Below are 15,197 nucleotides of genomic sequence, written 5' to 3'. Positions count from 1 at the left end.
GGGTGTCAGCTCCTGCGGTTGCCGTCGACCAGGGCCTTGCCGGCCGGGATGCGGATCTCGAAGCCGCCGTCGAGCGCGGCGGTGCCGCCGGCGGGCAGTTCCACCCGCCAGACGCGGGTGCCCGGGGCGTGTTGCTCCGGCGCGGCACCGTCCTCGGGTGCCGTCCAGTCCGCGCGTTCCTCGATGCGGACGTCCGGCTCGGAGGAGACCGGCACCCGCTCGTGGACCTCGACGGTGACCGGCCCCGCGAGGCGGTTGGCCAGCTCCACGTGGACGCGGTGGTCGAGCACGGTGAGGTGGTTGCGCAGACCCGCCGTGGACTCCTTCAGATGCGTGCGGCGCGTGACGCGGACGCCCTCGGCGGGCCCGAGCCCCAGCCGGCGGACGCCACCGGGCGCGAGCGTGGGCAGCGCGGCGGTCAGCAGGTAGTCGTCATCGACGGTGACCTCCACCGGGCCCGCGAGCAGCGCCTGACGGGTGGTGTTGGAGACCGCGAGGGTCGCGTACACGGTCTGCTCCACGGACGGCACACAGATGTGCTCGGTGTGTACGACGACCGGGATCTCGCCGACGGTGACGGTGTGCCAGGTGCCGTCCGAGGGCACGTCCGCACGGGCCGCGGCGTCGAAGCGGTGGTCGAACGAACCCGCCGACGTGCGGGGGCGCACCGCGTGCCGGGGCAATGGCAGCCCGGCCACGGCCTCGGCGCGGCGTCGGTGTTCCCCCGCCACCGCGTCGAAGGAGGAGCCGGGGAACAGCCGGCCGCGGCGGGCGCCGGGCTCCTCGGGGCCGGACAACACGAGGGCTGCGTAGTCGAGTTCGGCACCGCTGGGCTGCGGCGGACCCGCCGGCGGCGGCGGAGGCGGCGGTGCCGCAGCGCCCGGAGCCATGGGGGCCCGGGGCGGGCGGCCCGCGAAGCCGGCCCCGCCACCGGCACGCGGCCGGCCGCCCGGCCGAGGGGCCGCCGCCCTGGCGACGTCCGGCCCCCCGCCCCCGAGGGCCTCCGGAGCGGCGCCGTACGCGCCACCCGGCTGCGGCGGCGGCCCGGTGAACGCCGGAGGCGCGATGGGTGCCGGTGCCGGTGCCGGTGCCGGGGCCGGTACGGGGGCGGGCGCCGCCACCGGAACCGGTGCCGAGCCGGCCACGCCGCCCCCGACCGCGGAACCGGCGAGGAAGGGCTCCGGCGCCGGGCCGGCCGCCTCGTACCCGGTGAACAGGTCGGCGAGCCCCGCCGGGGGCTCGCGCCAGCCGGACGGAGCGGGCACGGCCTGACGGCGCCCGATCCGGATCGAGCGGAGCGCCGGCAGGTCGGTGCGGCGCCGCAGATCGGCGGTGGCCAGGGCGAGGCGCACCCCGGTCCAGTCCTCGCCGGTGCGCTGGGCCACCGAGGCCCGCAACACGAGGCGGCCGCTGCCGTCGCCCTGACGGTGGGCGAGGCGGTACGTCGGCACCCAGACGGCACCCGGCACGCCGTACTCCAGCTCCAGCTCGACCTCCTCCGCCTCGGCACCGACGAGGGTCAGCACGGCGCAGACCGTCGTCCGCACATGGGCCGGCGGCGCGTCGGTGGAGGCGCGGTGGAGCCTGTCGTGGGCGACCTCGAACTCGTGCTCGGCGCACCGGATCGCCTCGTCGAGCTCGGCCAGCCGGGCGTGCAGGCCCGCCAGCCGCTCGTCGACGAAGTCGGCGAGCCCCAGCCACGCGTCGACCGGGGTGCGGCGGTGCGGGTCCTCGCGCTTACGGGCCGGTGGGATCGGGCGCAGGCCGCCGACCTCCTCGATCAGGGCCCGGTGCCGGTCGCGACGCGCCCGCGCCGCCGCGTACGCCTCGCGCAGCCGCTCGACCTCGCGCCGCAGCTCGTCGGGGGCGGCGTCGGCGCGGGGCTCCGCCTCGACCTCCACCCGCGCCTCGGTGACCCGTGCCCCGGAGTCGCCCAGGACCCGCGCCCGCAGGGAAACGGGGTCGAGCGAGCGGGGCAGCCCCGTCACCCGCACCCGGCCGTCCGGCGGCACCGGGCCCCGGGCCAGACGCCGGCAGAGCGCGCCCTGCGCGTACACCACGACCGAGTCGAGCTCCGACCCCCACCTCTGCTCCGCACCGACCGTCATGCGCCCCCCTCTGCTGCCCTGTCCGTGTCCGGGAAGCCTACGCCGGACCGCTCCGGGCGGTCCCGGGGCGCCGGAGGCCCCGCGGGGCCGGGACCTTGTCGCCGGTGGCCGGCGCCTGCAAGATCTTCTTCGTGAAGGAATCGGGTGGGAATTCCGTGGGGAAGGCCGGTGTGTCGTGGGGGAGATGACCAAGGGCGGCAACGGATTCGTTCCGTCGGTGCCGTTGAGGATCGCCGTGCGCGGGGGCGTGGACGCCATGGCGCTGCTGCTGACCGAGGCCGGAAGGGTCGGGGGCGACGCGGACGTCGTCTTCCACGGCGCCCCGCTGCATCCCTCCGGGTCGGTCCGGCTCACGGAGGCGGCGCCGGGGCCGGAGGCCGGCACGGCGTGGGTGGAGGTCGGCCTCACCGCCGTGGAGGAGCGGATCGCCCGTGTGCTCCTGGTCGGTTCGACGGAGCACGGGGCGATGAGGGACGCCGCCGGACTGTCGGTCGAGGCCTACGCACCCGACGGCACCTCGGTCGTGCGCTACGACGTCACCGACGCCGCCGGGGAGACGGCGATGGTGCTGGCCGAGCTCTACCGGCGGGCGGGAGGCTGGAAGTTCCGCGCCGTGGGCCAGGGCTATGCGAACGGACTCGCCGGACTGGCCACGGACCACGGTGTGGACGTGGCCGACCCCGCAGCGGCGACGGCCCCGGCCGCCCCACGGGCAGCCGTCATGCCGCAGGCTCCTGCCCTGCCGCAGGCACCCGTCATGCCGGCTCCCGCTCCCGCTCCCGCGCCGGCTTTCGCTCCTCCGCCCGCGGTGCCCGCCGTGCCCGTGGTGCCCGCCGTGCCCGCAGTGGTCGGACCCCCGGCGGCCCCGCCCTTCGCGGTCCCCGCCGCGGTCGCCCCGCCGGTCGCGACCCCTCCCGGGGCGGTCCCGCCCATGGCGCCGGTCCCGCCCGTCACCGCCGGCTGGTGGACGTACGGGCCCGTGTTCGAGCCGTACACGGAGACGGGCCGGGACAACGACGTGATCACCGTGGGCGGCCTCCCACCGGGGCCGGTCGTCGTCCGGCTCGACATCAGGGGCGACGGGTACACGGGACTCTGGGTGCTCAACCGCCGCAACAAGGAGGAGGACAACCTCGTCAACAGCACCGAGGAGGACTTCCACGGCAGCGTCCTCGCCACCGTCCCGGCCCACGGCACCCTGCGCCTGAAACTGCAGGCCGATGGTCCCTGGCAGGTCCGGGTCTCACCGCTGGCGGCGGCCCCCCGCCTGACGGAGGAGGAAGCGCAGTACCGCGGTCCCGAGGTGCTGCTGCACACGGGAGGCGTGGCCGACATGGCCGTCCACTACCGAGGCGACGACAACCTCATCGTCCACGTCTACGAACTCGCGGAGCACGACGACCACACGGCCCTGCCGCGGTACGAGAACGTGGTGAACGAGATCGGCAAGCGGCGCGAGACCGTACCGCTGCCCGAGGGGCCGCTCGTCGTCCAGTTCGAGATGGCGGACGGCCCGTGGCGGGCCCGGCTGAAGCGTCTTCAGCCGCCGACCCGGCCGCTGCCCCCGGAGCCGCCGGGCGCGGCGGCACCCGTCCCGTTCGCCGTCCCCGGCGATCCGGCCCGGCCGGACAAGCAGGCCGGGCCCGCCCCGCGGAGGAACTGGTTCTCGCGCGGCTGACCGTCGGGACACGCCTCAGGGGTGCGCGGCGGCGGCCGGGGCAGGGCTCGTCATCTCCGCGGCCGTGGAGGCCTGGGCCAGGGCCGCCGCCACCTCGCCCGCCAGCGCGACGGGGTCGCCCTCCGGCGCCGTCGGGTAGGCCCGGCGGCCGTGCGCCCAGGCGTCGTCCCGGGCGAACCAGTCGATCGCGACCGGCGCCGTGCCCCGGACGAGCGCGGTGTCGAGGCTCGCGAAGTACGCGGCCCAGCGCGGCGCGTACACGTCCTGGACGAGACCGGCCCACTCGCGGTTGGCGTAGTCGCGCAGGCCGCCGCTCTCGCTCGGCCCCCGGTCGGCCCAGGTGGTGAGGATCGAGCGGGCGTCGTACTCGAGCCGGTCGCCCTCGCCCGCGTCGGCGCCCCAGGAACGCGCGTCGGCGAGCCATGGACCGAGCAGGAAACGCCGGTCGGAGGCGACGAGCCGGCCGAGGAGCTCCTCGTCGGCGTTCCACTCGCGCACCAGCGCCCGGAAGGCCTCCAGATCCTTCGCGTCGTACGCGGCCTTGACGCGCGGCAGCAGGGCCCGGCCCCGGTTGGTGAGGGCCTGGCGTGCCACGTCGACGACGTCGAAGCGGTACGCGTCCGAGGTCCGCAGCTCCGGCGCCACCTGGAGCAGTTCCGACAGGGCACGCTCCACCGTGGCGGCCTCGTACCGCATGGCGGTCGGGCTCCAGCGTGCCGCCCTGGCCGCCGTCAGGCTCGGCCGGGCGGTGAAGAGGCTGTCCTGAGGCTCGCTCCACGTACCGGACGTGCCGCTGTACGGGCCGAGGCGCAACTGCTCCCAGGCGGCGGCCGCGTGCGGGTCGGCGCCGCCGTAGCGCCGGGCCGCGTACGCGGCGAACCAGGCGCGGTGGTCGACCGGGTCCGGCTCCCAGGCGAGTTCGGTGAAGAGGTCGAAGGCCGCGGGGTTCCCGCCGGTGGCCTCGGGGAGGTAGGCGATGCCGCTCAGCGCGCTGTCGGACTTGGCCAGCCAGGCGCGGAACCGGTCCACCCACACGCCCGTGTTGGCGCCCATGCTGGTGTGGCCGCCGAAGTTGGCGATCGAACCGAACGCGTAGGGCGTGCCGCCCCACTGCGTCTCGCGGTCGAGCCCCTCGTACCGGTCGGAGAGGCCGTCGACGATCAGCACCCGGCTCCGGTCCACCCCGCTCAGGAGGGCCGCGGACGGGTTGTTCTGCCAGCCGAGCATGACCCAGGTGGCGCGGGGGTGCGCGGTGTCCAGGGCCTCCTGGACGGCCTCTGCCGCCCGCGCGACGTCGACCGTTCCGGGGGTGCCGCCCTCGTGCAGCAGGTCCATCTTGAACAGGTCGGTGTCACCGAACCGCTGCCGCTGCACCCGGTAGTAGGCGGCGGCCAGGTCACCGAAGACGGGTCCCGTCGGATCCAGCCAGTCGGGCCGGGCGAACCCGACCCACTTGCCCTGCGGGACGGTGACCGCACCCGGGTTCCGGTCGGCGAACCCGGGCGGCACCGTACCGAAGAAGCCCGGCAGCACCGGGGTCATCCCCAGGGAGCGCAGGTGTTCCGTGATCCGGCCGCCGAGCGCCGCCCGTGCCTCGATCAGCCGCTCGGACACCGGACCCCCGAAACCGGACATGTTCTGCAGCAGCCACCAGGCCTGATGCGCGGGGCCGGGGATCCAGGCCCGCAGTTCCTCCGCGCCGTAGCCGAACCCCTGGAGCGCCCGGTAGTACGGGTACTCGGCCCCCGTCGGCACGAAGACCTCGTTCACGCCGTGCAGCGCCATCAGGTCGATGTCCCGCTGGTACGAGGCGAAGTCACGGTACGCGCCGGAGTACCCCTCGTCGGTGTCGTTCAGGGCGTAGCGGTGGGGCACGGTCGCCGAGCGGGTGATCGTGCCCGGGACCGCGGGGAGCGTGGCCGGCAGCCGGCCGACGCTGTCGCCCGGCCAGCCGATGTCGACACCGGCGACCCGCTCCAGATACCAGCCCACTCCGGTGAGCAGCGTGGCCGGCGAGGTGCCCCGCACCTGGATCGCGCCCGCCTCGCCGGAGACCGAGAAGTGGTCCCCGGAGCCGGTCTCCCCGACGGGGACCAGGGTGAACTGCGCGGCCCGGGCCGGCAGCAGTCGTTCCAGGGCCGCCCGGGCGGGCTCCGGGTCGAAGGCGGGCGCGGCGGCGGAGGCGCTGCCCGACCGGGCCGGCGCACCGGGCGCGGCGGCGGTCACGGCGGCGAGCACCACGACGAGGAAGGTGTCGCGGCAACGACGGATCAGGCGGCTGCCCATCAGGCTCCCTGCTCGAACAGGACGACGGCGTGGAGCACCACTCTCCGCCGCCCCGCACCCGCGACCACGCAAGCGGTGCCGGGGAAACCGCGGCGCTCATCCGTGCGGGTGCGCGCGTTCGGGTCGGGGTGCGAGCGGATCCACGAACCCCGGCGCCTGCGGGGCCCGGACCGGGCCGCTCCCGACCACCCCGAACCGCCGGTGGACCCCGCCGACGGCCTCGCCCGCTTCCGGCGGGCCCGCGGCCGGTGGACCCCGTGGGGGAGAGCGGTGTACCTGACGGACACCGAGGCCTGGCAGACTTCGCCCCTCACGGTGTCCCGCCCTCACGACCCCTGGAGGCCCCATGGCGCAGCGGCCCGGTCATCCGTCCCGCACGAGCGGGTACGTCCCCCGGCCGACGGGCCGACGCGCGACCGGAAGGGCCGCGCGATGACCCTGTGCCCCGCCCGCCGTGCCGATCCGACCGCGCTCCTCGTCCGCAGCGCGCCCGACGTGCCCACCGCCGCCGTGCTGCTCCTCCACGGCGGCCGCGCCGAGGGGCCCGAGCCGCCGCCCGCCCTCAACCTGCCGGCGCTGCGGATGCGCCCCTTCGTCGGCGCGGTGACGCGGGCCGTCCGGGGCCGGGGCGTCCTGGTGGCCGAGGTGCGCTACCGCCACCGCGGCTGGAACGGCGCCCGCGCGGACGCCGCCCAGGACGCCGAGACCGCCCTCGCGCGGCTGCGGGAGCGGGTCGGGGCCGTGCCCGTCGTGCTCCTCGGCCACTCCATGGGCGGCCGGGCCGCCCTCCGTGCGGCGGGCGATCCCGCGGTGCGCGGGGTGGTCGCCCTGGCGCCGTGGTGCCCCGCCGACGAGCCCGTGGACCACCTCGGCGGACGGCGCCTCTACCTCCTCCACGACGAGGCCGACCGGGTCACCTCGGCCCGCCAGTCCTGGGAGTTCGTCCGCCGGGCCAGGGAGGCGGGCGCCGACGCGGCGGGCATCCCGATGCCGACGGGCGGCCACGCCATGCTCCGGGGCGCGGACCTCTGGCACCGGCGCGCGGCCGAACTCACCGCGGCACTGCTGTCGCACGGCTGAGCCCGGCGGGGATCAGCCGCGAGCGTCCGCGGGCGGGAGCAGCGGCGCGCAGGCGGCACGGGTGGCCGCGTGCGCGGCGCGGGCGAGCCGCGCGCCCCACAGGGAGCGCGGGCCGGCGAACGACTCGCCGGGGCTGCCCGCGCCCGGCACGGGCGCGGCCACGCAGACCGCGTCCGTCGGTGTGCCGGAGGCGTCGGCGCCCAGTTCGACGAGGGCCTGCACCTTGGCCTCGGTGGCGGTGGCGACCGCGTTCACGAGCGCCGCGTCCGTCAGTGGGACCGGCAGCGACACGATGATGTTGATCGTTCCGGGCCGCGGGGCCGCGACGTCACCGGCTCCCGGAGCGGCGGCCCAGCCCCGTACACCGATCCCGGCGGTGACGACGGCCTGCGCGCCGCCGTCTCCCGCGTGCCGCCGGTCGGCGACCGACGCGGCCGTCATGAGCCCCACGCCCGGGCCCGCCAGCCCCGCCCCGGAGGCCAGCTCACGGAGGTGGGCGACCGGGTCGAGGCGGGCGTAGCCGGGCGGTACCTGCGCGTTGACGACCCACTGCCGCTCTCCGATGCCTCCGCCGAGGACGGCGCTCGACACCATGCGGACGCCCGGGCCCGGCGCCCACACGAGGAGCGGCCACTCCCGGCCCTGTTCCACGTGGCCGAGGAGGGCGGCGTCGGCGAGCGAGGGGCCGGTGAGGAGGGTTCGCGGGAGCACCCCGCAACCCTAGGGGTGGGCCGGCCGGCCCCGGTCGGCGGGGCGGTCCGGCCGCCGGGGGCGACGGACCGCCCCGCCGTCCGTCTCAGCGGGCCCCGCCGTCCGTCTCAGCGGGCGTCGGGCCGGGACGCGAGGCCGAGTACGGCCGTGAGGGCGGCCCTCAGGTCCGCTTCCGGATGCTCCGACGTCCCCTCGGACCGCCAGGCGACGAAACCGTCCGGGCGGACCAGCACCGCACCGCTCGCCGTGACGCCATGGGCCTCCGCCCAGTCCTCGCCGCCCGCGGGGGAGAGGTCAGCGTCCGGCCCGTCGCCGATCCGGTACGAAGCGAGGGGCACCGCGAGGCGTTCGGCGACGTGCGCCGCCGCCGTGTGCCAGCCGCCGACGGCCCCGGCCGAGGTCAGCAGCACCGGAGTCCTCTCGTACAGATCCAGGGTGGAGATCCGCTCACCCGCCCGGTTCAGCCACAGGTGCGGCGCGCGGGTGCCGGGCTCACCCGTCAGACGGAGCCCGTCCGGCACCACCGGCACCGCCGGGTCCGCGCCCAGGACCGCGCCGCGCGGATAGCGGTAGCCCAGCGCGACGTTGAGGATCCCGCCCCGCTTCCCGCCCGCGCCGGGACCGGGGGCGTACCCCGGGTGGCTGTGCTCGACCGAACGCGAGGAGGCACGCGCGCTCGTCGCCTCCGCGACCGGCCGGCGCTCCGCGTCGTAGGACGCGAGCAGATCGGGCCCGGCCCAGCCGCCCAGCACCGCCGAGAGCTTCCAGGCGAGGTTGTGCGCGTCCTGGATCCCGGTGTTGGAGCCGAACGCCCCCGTGGGCGGCATCTCGTGGGCCGAGTCGCCGGCGAGGAACACCCGTCCGGCCGCGTACCGTTCGGCGATCCGCTCGGCCGCGTGCCACGGGGCCCGGCCCGTGACCTCCACGTGCAGATCCGGCACGCCCACGGCGCGACGGATGTGCTCCCGGCACCGCTCGTCGGTGAACTCCTCCAGGGTTTCCCCGTGTTCGGGGTGCCAGGGGGCGTGGAACACCCACCGCTCGGCGTTGTCCACCGGCAGGAGGGCGCCGTCCCCCTCGGGGGTCGTGAGGTAGCAGACGATGAAGCGCCGGTCGCCGACGACCGCCGCCAGATCACGCGACTCGAACGTGATGCTCACGTTGTGGAACAGGTCGCCCGGGCCGGTCTGCCCGATCCCGAGCTCCTCACGGACGGGGCTGCGGGGGCCGTCCGCCGCGACGAGGTAGTCCGCCCGGATGGTGGTGTGCTCACCGGTCTCCCGGCTCTTGACCCGCGCGGTCACCCCTTCGGCGTCCTGCTCGAACGACATCAGCTCGGTCGAGTACCGCAGATCCCCGCCCAGCTCCCGCGCCCGCTCCAGCAGCACCGGTTCCAGGTCGTTCTGGCTGCACAGGCACCATTCGGCGGGGCTGAACCGCGCCAGGCCGCCACCGGGGTCGATCTCCTTGAACAGCCACTCGCCGGCGTCGCCCACCAGGGTCGGCGCCTGGAGGATCCCGTTGTTCGCCGACAGGACCTTCGCGGCCTCGTGGATCCGGTCCCGGACCCCGGCCCCGCGGAAGACCTCCATGGTCCGGACGTTGTTCCCGCGGCCGCGGGGATGGATCGAGGTGCCGGCATGGCGCTCGACGAGCGTGTGCGGCACGCCGAGACGTCCCAGGAAGAGCGAGGTGGACAGGCCCACGAGGGAGCCGCCCACGATGAGGACGGGCGTGCGGTGTCCGATCTCACCGGTCGCTTCGCTTCGGTTCATCGATGGCCTCCAGCGTCACCGGTGACGCGGGTCGGGGATGGGATGCACATGCCTGCCCTCCCGAGCCCCGGACCCTGCGCGGAGGGCACCCGAATGACGCACGGTTCACTCATCCGCTCCGTGGGGCTCGCGGAGAACGAGCGCCCGAGCCAACGTTCGGTACATGCGACCCCGGCCATCGGAGCCAGGCGGTCCCTCCCCGCACTCGCAGAACGAGAAGAGGTGCGCCGTATGACCACGGCACGCATATCGCAGTCGGTGTTCGACGGGTCCAGGCTTCGGGTGATCCTGCTGCTCGACCTGTACGACGGAGCCCAGCAGCAGTTCCTCGAGGCGTACGAGGTCATGCGCAAGCAGGTGGCCGGCGTCCCCGGACACATCAGCGACCAGCTCTGCCAGTCCATCGAGAACCCCTCGCAGTGGCTCATCACCAGCGAATGGGAGAGCGCCCCGCCCTTCCTCGCCTGGGTGAACAGCGAGGAACACGTCGAGATGGTCAAGCCCATGCACAGCTGCGTCCGGGACACCCGGTCCATGCGCTACAGCATCCTCCGGGAGACCGGCGCACAGCGGCCCCTCACGCCGGAGACGGCCACGGGCGAGCAGGTGGCGGCCCGCGTGGGCGACGGAGTGACCCGCCACGCGCTCACCTTCACCGTCAAGCCCGGCTCGGAGTCGAAGGTCGCGGAGCTCCTGGCCGGCTACGAGTCGCCCGCTGCCCAGGTCGACGAGAACACCCGGCTGCGCCGCACCTCCCTGTTCATGCACGGCAACCGGGTCGTGCGGGCCGTGGAGGTGGAGGGCGACCTCCTGTCCGCGCTGCGGCACGTCGCCCGGCAGCCCGGGGTGCGGGCCGTCGAGGAGGCCATCAACCCCTACCTGGAGCAGGACCGGGACCTCACCGACCCCGAGTCGGCCCGTGTCTTCTTCACCCGGGCGGCCCTGCCCGCCGTGCACCACGTGGTCTCCGCCCGGCCCGAACCGGCCGACCTGCGGCGCCACGCCCTGTACTACCCGGCCGTGGAAGGCCGCGGTTCGGACCTGGCCCGGCTCCTCGCCGAGCAGGACGCGGACGCAGCCGTCGACCCCGGCAGCCCCGTGTACGGCAGCACCGTCTTCCAGCGCGACGACGTCGTGGTGCGGCTCGTCGACGTCGAGGGCGACCTCGACCTCGACCCCGTCGCCGCCCTCGGCATCAAGGGCGCCGGGAAGGCGAAGGCGCTGGAGCGTCTCCTCGACGGGCCCGCGATCGGCGTGGAGGGGTCGCTGGACAGCGAGCGCAACCTCAACCGGCTCCTGTCGCACGCCGACATGCTGCCCGTCACCGATCGCCGCGCGGCCGACTCCTGAGAGGACGGCCCCGGGGCCACCGGCCCGACCCGCTCGCGAGAGCCCGGTGCACCGGGCCACCGGCACCGACCGTCCGTCACATCTCACCGCAACACTCGGAGGTATCAACCATGCTCGAGCAGACTCGGCTCATCGTGAACCTGAGCGACACGGAGCCCAACCGCAGACGCGGGGGTGACGTGCGGGCCATGCTCACGCCCGCCACGGTGAAATCGACCAGCGGCTTCATGGGGATGGCCATCGCCCAGCCGGGCGAGCGCATCGCCGAGCACTACCACCCGTACTCCGAGGAGTTCGTGTACGTCGTCTCGGGCCGGTTCGAGGTGGACCTGGACGGCGAGACCCACCCGCTCGTGCCCGACCAGGGCCTCCTGATCCCCATCGGCGTCCGGCACCGCTTCCGCAACGTCGGCGACGTGGAGGCCCGCATGGTCTTCCACCTGGGGCCGCTCGCCCCGCACCCGAGCCTCGGCCACGTCGACACCGAGGAGGCCGTCGAGGGGGCGCTCGAGTGACCCGGCGCGTGGCCGTCACCGGCATCGGCGTGGTCGCCCCGGGCGGCGCCGGAACGGCGGCGTTCTGGGACCTCCTCGCCCAGGGGCGTACGGCGACCCGCGGCATCACCCTGTTCGACCCCGCCGGCCTGCGCTCCCGCATCGCCGCCGAGTGCGACTTCGATCCGTACGCCCACGGTCTGCCCCCCGACCTGATCCAACACACGGACAGGTACGTCCAGTTCGCCGCGGTCGCCGCCGGAGAAGCCGTACGCGACTCCGGACTCGACACCGTCACCGAGGACCCCTGGCGCGTCGGCGTCAGCCTCGGCAGTGCCGTCGGCGGCACCACCCGCCTGGAGCACGACTACGTCCTGGTCAGCGAGCGCGGACAGCGCTGGGACGTGGACCACCGCGCGGCCGACCCCAAGCTGCACCTGGCGTTCTCGCCGAGCACGCTCGCCGCGGTGGTCGCCGAGCAGTTCGGGGCCCGCGGCCCGGTGCAGACCGTCTCCACCGGCTGCACCTCCGGCCTCGACGCCGTCGGCTACGCCTTCCACACCATCGAGGAGGGCCGGGCGGACGTCGTCATAGCCGGGGCGTCGGACTCGCCGATCTCCCCGATCACCATGGCCTGCTTCGACGCCATCAAGGCCACGTCCCCCGACAACGACGACCCCGAGCACGCCTCCAAGCCCTTCGACAACCGCCGCAACGGCTTCGTCATGGGAGAGGGCGCGGCCGTCCTCGTCCTGGAGGAGTACGAGCACGCCAGGGCCAGGGACGCGCACATCTACTGCGAGATCAGCGGCTACGCCACCTACGGGAACGCGTACCACATGACCGGTCTGACCGGCGAAGGACTCGAAATGGCCCGGGCCATCGACACCGCGCTCGACCAGGCCAGGATCGACCCCACGTCGATCGACTACGTCAACGCGCACGGCTCCGGCACCCGCCAGAACGACCGGCACGAGACCGCCGCCGTCAAGCGGTCCCTGGGCTCCCACGCGTACGACACGCCCATGAGCTCCATCAAATCCATGGTGGGCCACTCGCTCGGGGCGATCGGCGCGATAGAGGTCGCCGCCTGCGTGCTCGCCCTGCAGCACCAGGTGGTGCCCCCGACCGCCAACTACGAGATCCCCGACCCCGAGTGCGACCTGGACTACGTGCCGCGCACCGCCCGCCCCCGGAAGCTGAGGAACGTGCTCTCCGTCGGCAGCGGCTTCGGAGGCTTCCAGTCCGCCGTGCTCCTGACCGGGCCGGGCGGGAGGACACGATGAGCACACAGCGGCCACCGCGGGCGGTCGTCACCGGCATCGGTGTGATCGCCCCCAACGGACTGCGCTCCGACGCGTACTGGAAGTCCGTCCGGGAAGGCCTCGTCGTTCTCGACCGGATCACCCGCGAGGGCTGTGAACACCTGCCCCTCAGGGTCGCCGGCCAGGTCGAGGGCTTCGACGCCTCCGCCCTGATCGACGAGCGCTTCCTCGTCCAGACCGACCGGTTCACCCACTACGCCATGGCGGCGGCCTCGCTCGCCCTCGACGAGGCCGGCCTCAACCACGACGAAGGACCCGAGGAGCCCTTCTCCGTCGGCGTCGTCACCGCCGCGGGCTCGGGCGGCGGCGAGTTCGGCCAGCGCGAGCTGCAGAAGCTCTGGGGGCAGGGCTCCAAGTTCGTCGGCCCGTACCAGTCCATCGCCTGGTTCTACGCCGCGAGCACCGGCCAGATCTCCATCCGGCACGGCTTCAAGGGCCCGTGCGGGGTGGTCGCCAGCGACGAGGCCGGCGGCCTCGACTCCCTCGCCCACGCCGCCCGCGCCGTCCGGCGCGGGACCGGCGCGGTCGTCGTCGGAGCCGCCGAGGCGCCCCTCGCCCCGTACTCGATGGTGTGCCAGCTCGGCTACCCCGAGCTCAGCACCGTCGACGACCCGGACCGGGCCTACCGTCCCTTCACGGCGAAGGCCTGCGGCTTCGTCCCCGCCGAGGGCGGCGCCATGCTCGTCGTCGAGGACGAGGCCCACGCCCTCGACCGGGGCGCGACCGTACGGGCCACGATCGCCGGCCACGGCGCCACCTTCACCGGCGCCTCCCGCTGGGCGGAGTCCCGGGAGGGACTCGCCCGCGCCATCCGGGTCGCCCTCGACGAGGCCGGCTGCGCCCCCGAGGAGATCGACGTGGTCTTCCCCGACGCCCTCGGCGTACCGGAGGCGGACCGCGCCGAGGCCCTGGCGATCGCGGACGCCCTGGGCGCGCACGCCACGCGCGTCCCCGTGACGGCGCCCAAGACCGGCTACGGCCGGGCCTACTGCGGGGCACCCGTCCTGGACACCGCCGCCGCCGTGTTCGCCATGGAACACGGCCTGGTGCCCCCCACACCCAACGTGTTCGACATCGACTGCGACCTCGACGTGGTCATGTCCGCAGCCCGGCCCGCCGAGCTGCGCACGGCCCTCGTCCTCAGCAGGGGACTCATGGGATCCAACGCGGCGCTCGTCGTGCGCCGCGTTGGCGAACTCGCCCGGTAGTTCCGGGCGAGGAAGGAGAAACGAAGATGATCACCACCGAACTCACCTTCGGCGACCTGGCCACGCTGATGAAGCAGTCGGCCGGCGTGAGCGTCGACCCCAACCAGCTCGAAGAGGCCCCCGAGACCCCCTTCAGCGGCCTCGGCGTCGACTCGCTCGGCCTGCTCGGCATCGTCGGCGAGCTGGAGAACCGACACGGCGTGGCGCTGCCCACCGACGCCGAACGCTGCAAGACCCCGGCCGAGTTCATCGCCCTCGTCAACAACGCCCTCGCAGGAGTCTGACGTGTCAGGACACACCGACAACAGCATCACCATCGCCGCCCCCCTCGATCTCGTCTGGGACATGACCAACGACATCGAGAACTGGCCGCGGCTCTTCAGCGAGTACGCCTCCGTCGAGGTCCTCGAACGGAAGGGCGACACCACCAAGTTCCGCCTGACCATGCACCCCGACGAGAACGGGAAGGTCTGGAGCTGGGTGTCGGAACGCACCATGGACCGGGAGAACCGGAAGGTGCGCGCCCGCCGCGTCGAGACCGGCCCGTTCGCGCACATGAACATCGCCTGGGAGTACACGGAGCTGCCCGGCGGCGTCCAGATGCGGTGGGTCCAGGACTTCGCGATGAAGCCGGACGCCCCCGTCGACGACGCGTGGATGACGGACAACATCAACCGCAACTCCCGCACCCAGATGGCCCTCATCCGGGACCGTCTCGTCCTGGCCGCGCGCGAGGGCCGGGGCGCGCCGGTCACCCCGGCCTGACGGGCCGGGGGAAGGCCCGGTCCCAGAAAGGAAAACGATGCACCACGCACTGATCGTCGCCCGTATGGCGCCCGGCTCGGCGCCCGCGATCGCGGACGTGTTCGCCGACTCCGACCGCGGCGAACTGCCGCACCTGGTGGGGGTCGCCCGGCGCAGCCTGTTCCAGTTCGGCGACGTCTACCTGCACCTGATCGAGTCCGAGCAGGACCCGGCGCCCAACGTCGCCAGGCTGGCCGGACACCCCGAGTTCCGCGGCGTCAGCGAGCGTCTCTCGGCGTACGTCAGCGCGTACGACCCGACGACCTGGCGCAGCCCCAAGGACGCCATGGCGCACTGCTTCTACCGTTGGGAGCGTGACGCCGGCTCCTGAGCCGGGAACCCGGTGAAACCCGAGGCCGCCCGCCCCGCGAAAGACGC

Annotated in this window: 13 protein-coding genes; 9 read left to right on the top strand and 4 right to left on the bottom strand. The window is 74.6% G+C overall.

The features are described 5' to 3' along the window. Positions 1 to 5: 5 nt before the first annotated feature. Entirely contained in the window at positions 6 to 2,108 is a 2,103-nt protein-coding gene (locus tag ACF07V_RS07880; protein WP_392152162.1) for a DUF4139 domain-containing protein, read from the bottom strand. Between the two features lie 184 nt (positions 2,109 to 2,292). Between ACF07V_RS07880 and ACF07V_RS07875 the strand changes: the two genes are divergently transcribed. After that, positions 2,293 to 3,786: a TerD family protein gene (locus ACF07V_RS07875; protein ID WP_392152388.1), complete on the top strand. Its 1,494-nt coding sequence runs from the start codon at positions 2,293 to 2,295 to the stop codon at positions 3,784 to 3,786. A 15-nt stretch (positions 3,787 to 3,801) separates the two neighbouring features. Here ACF07V_RS07875 and ACF07V_RS07870 read toward each other — a convergent pair whose 3' ends face one another. Beyond that, on the bottom strand, positions 3,802 to 6,072 hold the full coding sequence (locus tag ACF07V_RS07870) for an alpha-N-acetylglucosaminidase (RefSeq protein WP_392152160.1): 2,271 nt from the start codon (positions 6,070 to 6,072) through the stop codon (positions 3,802 to 3,804). Positions 6,073 to 6,504: 432 nt separating this feature from the next. On the opposite strand from ACF07V_RS07870, the gene ACF07V_RS07865 reads away from it, so the two are divergent. Next, positions 6,505 to 7,152 carry an alpha/beta fold hydrolase gene (locus ACF07V_RS07865; RefSeq protein WP_392152158.1) on the top strand — a complete coding sequence of 216 codons (648 nt, stop codon included), beginning with the start codon at positions 6,505 to 6,507 and terminating at the stop codon, positions 7,150 to 7,152. A gap of 12 nt (positions 7,153 to 7,164) precedes the next feature. Here the strand turns inward: ACF07V_RS07865 and ACF07V_RS07860 are convergent, their stop codons facing one another. After that, the gene (locus ACF07V_RS07860; protein ID WP_392152157.1) at positions 7,165 to 7,863 is read right to left on the bottom strand and encodes an adenosylcobinamide amidohydrolase; all 699 of its coding nucleotides are present in this window, start codon (positions 7,861 to 7,863) and stop codon (positions 7,165 to 7,167) included. A 107-nt stretch (positions 7,864 to 7,970) separates the two neighbouring features. Then, positions 7,971 to 9,638 carry an FAD-dependent oxidoreductase gene (locus ACF07V_RS07855; RefSeq protein ID WP_392152155.1) on the bottom strand — a complete coding sequence of 556 codons (1,668 nt, stop codon included), beginning with the start codon at positions 9,636 to 9,638 and terminating at the stop codon, positions 7,971 to 7,973. 231 nt (positions 9,639 to 9,869) lie between these two features. On the opposite strand from ACF07V_RS07855, the gene ACF07V_RS07850 reads away from it, so the two are divergent. The 7 genes from ACF07V_RS07850 (at position 9,870) to ACF07V_RS07820 (ending at position 15,150) form a co-directional block, all read left to right on the top strand. Beyond that, positions 9,870 to 10,988, top strand: a complete 1,119-nt coding sequence (locus tag ACF07V_RS07850) for a SchA/CurD-like domain-containing protein (protein WP_392152153.1) — start codon at positions 9,870 to 9,872, stop codon at positions 10,986 to 10,988. Positions 10,989 to 11,098: 110 nt separating this feature from the next. Further along, on the top strand, positions 11,099 to 11,503 hold the full coding sequence (locus ACF07V_RS07845) for a cupin domain-containing protein (RefSeq protein ID WP_351190717.1): 405 nt from the start codon (positions 11,099 to 11,101) through the stop codon (positions 11,501 to 11,503). Further along, entirely contained in the window at positions 11,500 to 12,768 is a 1,269-nt protein-coding gene (locus ACF07V_RS07840) for a beta-ketoacyl-[acyl-carrier-protein] synthase family protein (protein WP_392152151.1), read from the top strand. The genes ACF07V_RS07845 and ACF07V_RS07840 overlap by 4 nt, the downstream gene beginning before the upstream one ends. After that, positions 12,765 to 14,015 carry a ketosynthase chain-length factor gene (locus ACF07V_RS07835; protein WP_392152149.1) on the top strand — a complete coding sequence of 417 codons (1,251 nt, stop codon included), beginning with the start codon at positions 12,765 to 12,767 and terminating at the stop codon, positions 14,013 to 14,015. The genes ACF07V_RS07840 and ACF07V_RS07835 overlap by 4 nt, the downstream gene beginning before the upstream one ends. Before the next feature lie 26 nt (positions 14,016 to 14,041). Beyond that, positions 14,042 to 14,299: an acyl carrier protein gene (locus ACF07V_RS07830; protein WP_392152147.1), complete on the top strand. Its 258-nt coding sequence runs from the start codon at positions 14,042 to 14,044 to the stop codon at positions 14,297 to 14,299. 1 nt (position 14,300) lies between these two features. Continuing rightward, complete coding sequence (locus ACF07V_RS07825) at positions 14,301 to 14,780, top strand: SRPBCC family protein (RefSeq protein WP_392152146.1); 480 nt, start codon at positions 14,301 to 14,303, stop codon at positions 14,778 to 14,780. A gap of 37 nt (positions 14,781 to 14,817) precedes the next feature. Further along, complete coding sequence (locus ACF07V_RS07820) at positions 14,818 to 15,150, top strand: TcmI family type II polyketide cyclase (protein WP_030690533.1); 333 nt, start codon at positions 14,818 to 14,820, stop codon at positions 15,148 to 15,150. Positions 15,151 to 15,197 lie beyond the last annotated feature (47 nt).

This window comes from Streptomyces sp. NPDC015661 (assembly GCF_043077765.1).
In the GTDB taxonomy this organism is placed as follows: domain Bacteria; phylum Actinomycetota; class Actinomycetes; order Streptomycetales; family Streptomycetaceae; genus Streptomyces.
The sequence above is the reverse complement of the archived record's forward strand: the minus strand, read 5'-3'. Positions and strand labels throughout refer to the sequence as shown.